Origin of the sequence: Bacillus sp. AP50 (assembly GCF_040492675.1) — a bacterium.
Taxonomy (GTDB): Bacteria; Bacillota; Bacilli; order Bacillales; family Bacillaceae_G; genus Bacillus_A; species Bacillus_A cereus.
In genome coordinates, this window is the sequence record NZ_JBEUTW010000102.1 from 1 (window position 1) to 9,547 (window position 9,547).

A 9,547-nucleotide genomic window follows, 5' to 3' on the forward strand; every position below is an offset into this window, starting at 1 on the left:
ATCATACATCGCCTCTGCTAAATCTGAAATTTCATTTCTAAATAAAGCTGCACGATGCTTCATCATATAATGGTAAAATGTCTTTTTCAAAAATATTCCCTACCTTTCTAACTTGGGTACATTATACAAGGCAAAAAAGAAAAAAACCAGCATAAAAGCTGGTTAAAAGTCGAAATAATTTCTTTTTAATAGACGCGGTCTTCCCATTAATTCTTCATATGTTAGTTGTTTTGGTAAATCTTTCGTGTAAATTAAGAATAATTGATCTTCAATTTCTTTTACTGTATGGTCTGATTGATAGTCCATCCCGCACGAGGAACAAGAAATACATGGTGTCTCTTGGATTTCAATGGCTTTCGTACCATCTGGTAATTCCCAATATACAGTATTCAAGCTTTCTTTCGCTTCTGTACTGTCACACCACATACAATTCATACTGCATCACCCTCAGTTTTTTTGTCGTTTTCTTCTAACTTAGCCATTTGTGCTTGATATTTTTTATCTTTTAATTGATCGCGCTTATCACGTTTATCTTTTAAAGATGCATGAGTATCATTATCTTCGTAGTCTTTACGACGGTTCATACGCTGTAAGTCGTCTGGAACGAGGTTAAATTTCTTATCGCTCATAAGACCTGCGATACCAACATCTGAACGTTTTTCTTCGTAGTTCGGATAAATCTCTTTAAAGTATCCTTCCGCTCTTCCTGGAATATAGCTCTCTGGCTCTGGATACGTCGTAATAACACCTTCAAAGTTACGAAGTACAACTTTATCTGCACTTTGTGAGATTAAATAGTTTGGTTGAAGTGCAATTTTACCGCCTCCGCCTGGCGCATCAACAACGAATGTCGGAACAGCATAACCAGATGTGTGTCCACGTAAACCTTCAATAATTTCAAGACCTTTAGATACTGGTGCACGGAAGTGACCGATACCTTCAGATAAGTCACATTGATAAATGTAGTATGGACGTACACGGATTTTTACTAAGTCATGCATAAGTTTTTTCATAATTGGAACGCTGTCGTTAATACCAGCTAAAATTACTGCTTGGTTTCCGACTGGAACACCAGCATTCGCTAACATTTCACATGCCTTTTTCGATTCTTCAGTAATTTCAATAGATGTATTGAAATGTGTATTTAACCATACTGGATGGTATTTTTTAATAATGTTACATAAGTTTTCTGTAATACGTTGTGGGAATACTACTGGTGCTCTCGTTCCGATACGAATAATCTCAACATGCGGAATCTCTCGTAAATTTTTTAATACATATTCTAAAATTTTATCGTTAATTAGAAGTCCGTCACCACCGGAGATTAATACATCTCGTACTTGTGGCGTTTCACGAATATAAGCAATTGCATCATCTAATTGTTTCTTCGGTACACCCATTCCAATTTGTCCACTAAAACGACGACGTGTACAGTAACGACAATACATAGAACATTGATTTGTTACTAAGAATAGTACACGGTCCGGATAACGATGTGTTAGCCCTGGAACTGGTGAATCTTCGTCTTCGTGAAGTGGGTCTTCTAAATCATATTTTGTTTTATATAACTCTTCCGAAATCGGTACTGATTGCATCCGAATCGGACAGCGTGGATCATCAGGATTCATTAGCCAAGCATAGTACGGTGTAATGTTTAACGGGATCGTTTTCGTTGAAATTTTAACGCCCTCTTCTTCTTCAGGTGTTAAGTTAATCACTTTTCTTAAGTCATCTAACGTTTTGATCGTATTCGTTAATTGCCAAACCCAATCATTCCATTGCTCTTCAGTAACATCTTTCCATAATTCGATATCCTTCCAGTGACGATTTGGTTTGTATACATCATGTAACATTGCTATTCCCCCTTTTTATACGCTCATCCTTTATATAAGCAATAGTTATGCCAACTTTACATTGTTGATAAGTAAATGTGCGGAGAACCCTATTACATAAGCAAAAAAATATTTTTAAGCGTTGTATGAAATCAATACTTAACATCATATTCATTACTTTTTATATATGTAAACGCTCTTTTATTGGTGCAAACACACAAAAACCGCCGATTATTCGGCGGTTTTGTCGTACTTGCTCAGTTTATATTGAAGCGTTTGACGAGGGATACCCAACATTTTTGCGGCTTGTAATATATTCCCTTCCGTTTCAATCAACGCTTGATCTATTAATTCTTTTTCTGTTTGATGAAGTGCTTCTCTAAGTGGCATTATACCCTTCTTCTTCGAAAACTTCTCTTTCCGAAATGTACGTGGTAAACAATTGGCTGTTAATGTATTCCCTTCTGCAATAATAACAGCATGTTCAACCGTATGTTTTAACTCCCGGACATTTCCAGGCCACTGATAAGCTTGCAGTCTATCTTTCGCTTCCTCATCAATTTGAAGTACACCTTTTTTATAACTTTTATTATATTCTTTCAAAAAATAAGATGCTAATAATAGTACATCCTCAGTTCTTTCACGAAGCGGTGGGATATATAATGAAAATACGTTTAAGCGATAATATAAATCAGTGCGAATTTTATTCTCTCGTAAACATATTTCTGGAGGCTGGTTCATTGCGGTAATAACACGAACATCTACTTTTCTCGTCTTATTATCACCAATTCTTCTAATGACTCCATCTTCTAACACTCGTAACATTTTTGCCTGCAAATCAAGAGGCATTGAATTCAGTTCATCTAAAAATAATGTACCACCATCAACAAGTTCAAATAGCCCAGCTCTTTCAATCGCTCCCGTATAGCTTCCTTTTGTCGTTCCAAACAATAAACTTTCTAATAGCGACTCTGGTAAAGCTGCACAGTTTTGTGCAATAAATGGCTTGTTTTTTCTTTTAGAAGCTTCATGAATTGCTTGTACGAACAGTTCTTTTCCTGTTCCTGTTTCACCATATATTAAAACATTCGCGTCTGTTGGTGCTACTTTTTGTGCTAACTCTTTCGTCTGTTTAAACCGCGTATCATTTGTCACTATCGTCTCAAATGCAGCGTGCTTTTTAATCACTTTTTTTCTAGATGATCGCTTTATTTTCGACTGTAAGTCAACAATTGTGTCAGTAAGTTTTTGAATTGTAGAGTAATCCTTTGCAATTTCAACAGCCCCAGCAATATTCCCATCTATAAAAATAGGTAACGTCGTATTTACTGTACAAACATCTTCACCATTTAAATTTTGATAATGTTGTACCTGATGTACGATAGGTTTTTTTGTATCTAGTACTTTCATCAATGTACTCGTTTCCCTTGATAAAGACGGGAACGCTTCTAACAGATGTTTCCCTAACACTTTTTCAATCTTGGATCCATCGTGTTTTGCAGCTACAGAATTATAAAATATTGTAATTCCATTTTCATCTACAGCGTGTATAGCCTCATCAATACTGCCCAAAATCGCTTCAATGACTTCTTGTGTCGAAACTGCTAGCAATGTCATCCCCCCTCTTGCCGAAAATCCGGCAATTACATGCCGGATTTTCGGCACACCTATGTGCGATTGTAAGCATGACGATTCCGTTCTATAATTTTGACCAATTTTATATTTTAATTAGATAACTCGAAACTCTAATTAGTACAGCTTTTCGAACACCCAGCTCCACCTAACTGTTTTGCTTTACAACCAAATTTTGAGACGGAAGTTTTACTGCTTTCGAATAACTAGATAGATCTTTCACCCATATATTCATATCTTCCAACTTATCGAAAATGTAGCAATTATTCGCCAGTCTTCCTGTATACGTATAGCCTAATTGATGAAAGGCAGCATTCATTCCGAAAGAAAGGGATCGAGCAATTGTATAGGAGCAGAAAATAGATCTTTCTCGAAGCTCTTCCTCTAATTTAATTAGTAAACTTTTCATAAATCCATGTTTACGATATTCAGGTAAAGTAGCACAATTCGTTAATTCTGCATTCCCTTCCTTTATATTCATTTCTGCAGATGCTGTACTAATAATTTTTCCCTCAAATTCATACACGTAGTAAATTGTATCGTCTTCTTTCATCGTCTGTAATACATAACTCGCTTCATTTAAAGGTGTCGGATACACTTCAAATACTTTTCCGAAGACAGTTGCTAATTCTTCTGCATCTTCTTCAGTCGCTTTTCTCAGCAAAAATTTCTCTGGAACTACTTTTTCTTTTATTTCTTTTCCTTTTACACCGCTTAATATAGTATCTTCCTCAGTCCAATGCATACTATTTCGTCTTTCATCATTATTATATTTCACAAAAAAGTATGCATCGTGTCCTTGAAAATAATGAGGTATCGTTGCTTCCAACAAAAAACCGAAAGAGAGCCATGTTGAAACATGCTCTCCCTTTCCTTTAATAATACATTTAGTGAAAGAATGTTTCTCTGCTAGTTCGTCAATTGTCTGTATAATACTTTCAACATTTCCTGTATAGTGATCTACCCGGATACGTTTATTAAAATAATCTAAAACGCCTTCTACTGTATAACAATTCGTCTGTTCTCTAAAAGATTCATAGTATTTCATTTTTTCACCTCACACCAATCTAGTAATGTACATGCAATAATTTTTGCGGCAGCTATCATTTTATCAACTTCTATATATTCGTTTGGATAGTGTGCTACTTTCGTCTCTCCTGGACCAAATACTATTGTTGGTACGTTTGCAATTTGTGTAAATAAACCTCCATCAGTCCCCCACGGAGATGCTTCAATAATTGGTTCGTTCCCTTCGATTTCAACAAAGTTATGATGAAGTGTTGTAATGAGTTCATGATTTTCTTCTAATTCACCAGGAACCCATCTCGCTCCAAACCATTCTACTTCTACCGGATTTTCAACAAACCAATTGTCCACATCATTTAATTCAACAATCCAATTCTCAAACTCTTCTTTTGCCGCCTCTATAGTCTCATTCGGCGCAACACCGCATCTTCCTTCTAAAATTAATTCATCGGGAACAGAACTTGGCCAACTCCCTCCTTCAATTTTGCCAATGTTAATTGGAATTGGAATTGGAATTCCTTTAAATAACGGATCTGTAATTCGACTATTTCTTTTCTCCTCTAGCTTTCTTACATGTTCTATAACAAACATGCTTTTTTCAATTGCACTAACCCCTTCATAGCGCGTTCCACCGTGTGCAGCTTTCCCTTTTACACGTAGACGAAACCACATGGAACCTTGTTGTTTCGGGAAAAACTTCATATTAGTAGGCTCTGGAATAATGACACCATCTGCTTTATATCCTCGTAATATAGTTGCTAATGTCCCTGCTCCACCACTTTCCTCTTCTATTACACTTTGAAAATAGATGTCTCCTTTTAATTCAATACTAGATTCAATGATCGCTTCCATCGCAAGCATAAGTGCGACATTTCCGCCCTTCATATCCGTCGTTCCACGGCCATATATACGATTCCCTATTTTCTCACCGCTATAAGGGTGATGTTCCCACTGATTCACATCCCCTTCTGGAACTACATCAATATGCCCATTTAATATCATAGATTTCCCGTCGCCACTTCCTTTTAAAGTTGCTACAATATTTGGGCTATCTGAAAAACTTGTACGGGGTGATACAAAATAAGGATGATCTTTCATTTTAGAAAAGGAGGGCTCCCATATATCGAGATCTAAACCTAATTCACGTAATTTTTCAATCACAATTGCCTGCGCACCGCTTTCATCACCAGATACGCTCTTTTCTTGAATTAATCGTTTTAAAAATTTCACACTTTCCTCTTCATGGCTCTCAATATAATCACAAACTTGCTTTTTTAATTGCTCCATATATTACATCTCCCTTCATTCAATTACTAGTAAGTTAGAACTAATTTGAAAATCAACTTCTGTATGTCGTTTTACATCTTCTACTGTGTATGGGCTCATTAATTCTTGTAATATAAGTCCACTCGGAGTTACCTCCATGACTGCCATATCAGTAATAATTAAATCTACACATTTCTTTGAAGTTAATGGCAATGTACACTCTGAAACAATTTTTGCATTTCCGTACTTATCAACATGATTCATCACAACAACGACCCGCTTCGCTTTTTGTGCTAAATCCATTGCTCCACCAATACCTGGAACACGTTTTCCAGGTACAATCCAGTTTGCTAAATCGCCATTTTCACTTACTTGTAATGAACCAAGAATCGTTATGTCTAGCAAACCTTTTCGAATCATCCCAAACGCTGTGCAGCTATCGAAATAACTCGCTCCTGTTATAAGAGAAGTTGGTAAACCTGCTGCATTACACAAATTTTCGTCTTCATTCCCTTTACTTGGCGTTGGTCCCATGCCCACGATTCCATTTTCCGCATGAAACATAACATTTATATCGTCAGGCAAATGATTTGGTACAAGCGATGGTATGCCAATACCTAAATTTACAATCATACCATTTTGTATTTCTTTCGCCGCACGCCTAGCAATCTTATCCCTCACTTCTACGCCCATACCCATTTCCAGTTCACTCCTTCCGACGGTACAATATAATTTACGAAAACACCTGGAACGACAATTTCCTCTGGATCTAAACTTCCAAGCGGGACTATTTCTTCCGCTTCTACAATTGTTATATCCCCAGCCATCGCTACGTGAGGATTCATATTTCGTGCACTTTTGTCAAATACAAGGTTACCAAACGGATCTGCCTTTTTTGCATATACAATTGAAACTTCAGCAGTTAATGCTGTTTCAACTAAGTAGGTCTTACCATTCATTTCAACTGTTCGTTTTCCCTCTTCCACAATCGTATCAACACCAACATCAACTAAAACACCACCAAGACCAACGCCACCAGCGCGAATGCGCTCTGCTAATGTTCCCTGCGGAGAAAACTCAATTTGTAATCTTCCCTCGTTTAGTTGCCTTCCTGCATTTGGATTGGAGCCAATGTGAGAAGTAATTAGTGATTTAACTCTTTCATTTGTAACAAGACGACCGATACCTACATCAGGAAATCCAGTGTCATTTCCAATTAAATTTAAATTTGTAACGCCTTTTTCTAAAATTGCCTGTATTAAAGATGGAGGGGATCCAATCCCTCCAAATCCCCCAAACATTAATGTCATATCATCATGGAACAAAGAAATTACTTCCTCAATTTCTTTTAATTTACCGAATGTATTTGTAATAGTTGTCATGCGATACTATGCCCTCCTTTTTGCATCATCTCTTCCACACTTTTAGAGAAAATTGAAAGTAATTCATCTAACTCGGAATATGTAGTTGTCATTGGCGGTGCTACAAGCAGCGCACTATCTTCTTTTCCTGCTTGCCCTGAAACTGCTTGATATAAAAGCAGGCCGTTTTTAGCTGCAACTGAAATAAGCTCCGACGCTTTTGTAAACGGTTGCAATTCTACTCCGATTAGCAACCCTTTTCCGCGCACATCAGCAATGATTGTCGATTGTTGTTGAACTTTCTGTAAGCCTTTTATTAAATACTCTCCCTTTTCTGCTGTTTTCTCAGGAAGATTATGTTTCTCCATATATTCAATAACAGCTAAAGCCGTTGCTGCAGACAATGGATTTGCACTTAACGTATGACCGCTCATTACTGAACGTGATCCACGTAATATTGGTTCCATAACACGATCACTTACAACTGTCGCTGCCATCGGTGTATATCCCGCTCCTAACCCTTTACCAAGTGTCATAATATCCGGTTCTACGCCCCAATGCTCCATCGCAAACCATGCTCCAGTACGACCAAGCCCAGTCATTACTTCATCCGCAATAAATAAAATATCGTAATGATTACAAATATCTTTAATGACTTTATAATAGTCTTTCGGCGGAACAACCGCGCCTCCAGCTGCTCCGATAATCGGCTCAGCAATAAAAGCAGCAATATGCTCTGCACCAATTCTTTCAATTGATCTTTCTAGTTCAGTCGCACATGCCAGTTGACAAGTTGGATATACCTTTTGAACAGGACATCTGAAACAATATGGAGCTGGTATAGTCGGATAATCTTCCAAAATAGATACGAAACGTTGTCTACGTAGTGGATGCCCAGACATCGATAAAGCACCCATCGTAATACCGTGATAACTCATCCATCTTGATAAAATTTTATGTTTCCCTTGAATACCTCGCTCTTGAAAATGCTGAATTGCAATTTTCATAGCTGTTTCATTCGCTTCCGTACCACTATTTACAAAAAAACTCCAGTTCAAATCTCCTACACTTAAATCACTTAACTTCTTCGCTAATTTTTCAGCTGGTTCACTCGTAAACTGTGATCTATAAACGAAAGCAATCTCCTCAGCTTGCTTTTTAATAACGTCTGCAATCTCCTTTACGCCATGCCCAATACCTGCCGTAATTGCTCCTGACGAACCATCAAAATATTTATTGCCATTTTGATCATACAAATAAACACCTTTTCCATGTGAAATCATTGGATACGGCTGACCAACAAGTGGTTTAATTAAGTAATCGCGCATAGCGCTCCCCCATTTCTCCAATTTGTATATATATATGAAGAAAATTGACGTTTCTTTCATAAAAAAGAATCCTCTGCAAAAGCAGTGAATTTATCAAAAAACTATTATAAAATATACAAATGAGTGCTTAAAAAATTTTATAAAACAGAAAATTCAGAACTAAAAAACCAAAGACCAACCCTTTTCTATACGCCCAAATGACCCTCCTTTTTATATGAAATGACTGCATCACCAAATGTTTTTATAGCATAATGCCAGCTGTCCTTAAATACCGACATTCTGTACACTTCGACGGAACTCCCGTTAAACTCCTTCCTATTATCCTACTTTAAATTGCATATTTTAAAACAAATTTCGACACCCACCTTACTAATCAATTCAGATTCCTATTCATTATGTAAACTTTTCATTTTTAAACTATAAAAAAAGAACCGATTAACCACACTAATCAGTTCGTCATGACGCTCTCTTATGGGTTAATACTGTCAATTGCTAAAATAAATAGAAAAATGAAGTTTACAAATTCATCCTACAGTCTATAACACAAAACCTTTTCATAACTTCATTCACAATTACTATCGGGATATCCCTATCCCGAAGTGGCACTCCTTTCCTCAGATTCAAAGTATCTTTCCTTTATAATTTATGTAGGACAATTATCACTTTGTATGTGTATTTGCCTATAATTAAAAAAATCCCTAGTTTTCTAGCGATTTTTGGACATGTATTCAATATGTTAATTGAAATGCACTTTCAATTTGGCATTTATTTTACTTTCGTACAGTCATATGTACTGCTTTACTCTGTGAAATTCTCGTAAGCACCAGCACCTCTTTATGAAAACATATTTGTTGTCACTTTTTAATTTTCCCTTTATAAAATCATTTTTTTTGCATAACCGCTTTCTTGCTTCGCATATAGTTTTAATGATGACAAAGGAGGAATGTTCATGTCTCAATCTGAAATCGAAAAATATGGACAAGAAGTTACGCAATACGAACAGCTCGCACGTTACTATCAGTTTCGTAACCCTAAAAAATATATAGAATTATATATGAAATATTACGATGCACTATCAAAACTTGTACAGGCGTATGAAACA

8 protein-coding genes and 2 pseudogenes are annotated in these 9,547 nt (G+C 36.5%); 1 reads left to right on the forward strand and 9 read right to left on the reverse strand.

Annotated features, from left to right (window positions below):
- The 9 genes and pseudogenes from ABWK52_RS29730 to ABWK52_RS09295 all read right to left on the reverse strand — a co-directional run.
- Positions 1–90, reverse strand: a pseudogene (locus tag ABWK52_RS29730) (YozE family protein); the annotation flags it as partial.
- Between the two features lie 72 nt (positions 91–162).
- Positions 163–435 carry a YokU family protein gene (locus ABWK52_RS09260; RefSeq protein WP_000995763.1) on the reverse strand — a complete coding sequence of 91 codons (273 nt, stop codon included), beginning with the start codon at positions 433–435 and terminating at the stop codon, positions 163–165.
- Positions 432–1,853 (reverse strand): lysine 2,3-aminomutase, encoded by a 1,422-nt coding sequence (gene ablA, locus ABWK52_RS09265; RefSeq protein WP_000902142.1) that lies wholly within the window; start codon positions 1,851–1,853, stop codon positions 432–434. The genes ABWK52_RS09260 and ablA overlap by 4 nt, the downstream gene beginning before the upstream one ends.
- 210 nt (positions 1,854–2,063) lie before the next feature.
- On the reverse strand, positions 2,064–3,449 hold the full coding sequence (rocR, locus tag ABWK52_RS09270; RefSeq protein ID WP_074643110.1) for an arginine utilization transcriptional regulator RocR: 1,386 nt from the start codon (positions 3,447–3,449) through the stop codon (positions 2,064–2,066).
- Positions 3,450–3,612: 163 nt separating this feature from the next.
- A complete protein-coding gene (ablB, locus tag ABWK52_RS09275; RefSeq protein ID WP_000878603.1) occupies positions 3,613–4,512 on the reverse strand; it encodes a putative beta-lysine N-acetyltransferase in 900 nt (299 codons plus the stop codon).
- Entirely contained in the window at positions 4,509–5,777 is a 1,269-nt protein-coding gene (locus ABWK52_RS09280; RefSeq protein WP_000436691.1) for a peptidase, read from the reverse strand. The genes ablB and ABWK52_RS09280 overlap by 4 nt, the downstream gene beginning before the upstream one ends.
- Positions 5,778–5,792: 15 nt before the next feature.
- Entirely contained in the window at positions 5,793–6,455 is a 663-nt protein-coding gene (locus ABWK52_RS09285) for a CoA transferase subunit B (protein WP_098542212.1), read from the reverse strand.
- The gene (gene atoD, locus ABWK52_RS09290; protein WP_000208107.1) at positions 6,440–7,138 is read right to left on the reverse strand and encodes an acetate CoA-transferase subunit alpha; all 699 of its coding nucleotides are present in this window, start codon (positions 7,136–7,138) and stop codon (positions 6,440–6,442) included. The genes ABWK52_RS09285 and atoD overlap by 16 nt, the downstream gene beginning before the upstream one ends.
- Positions 7,135–8,445: an aspartate aminotransferase family protein gene (locus tag ABWK52_RS09295; RefSeq protein WP_001205879.1), complete on the reverse strand. Its 1,311-nt coding sequence runs from the start codon at positions 8,443–8,445 to the stop codon at positions 7,135–7,137. Before ABWK52_RS09295 ends, atoD begins: the two co-directional genes overlap by 4 nt.
- A gap of 949 nt (positions 8,446–9,394) precedes the next feature.
- Between ABWK52_RS09295 and ABWK52_RS09300 the strand changes: the two are divergent.
- Positions 9,395–9,547 (forward strand): annotated as a pseudogene (locus ABWK52_RS09300) (DUF4397 domain-containing protein); the annotation flags it as partial.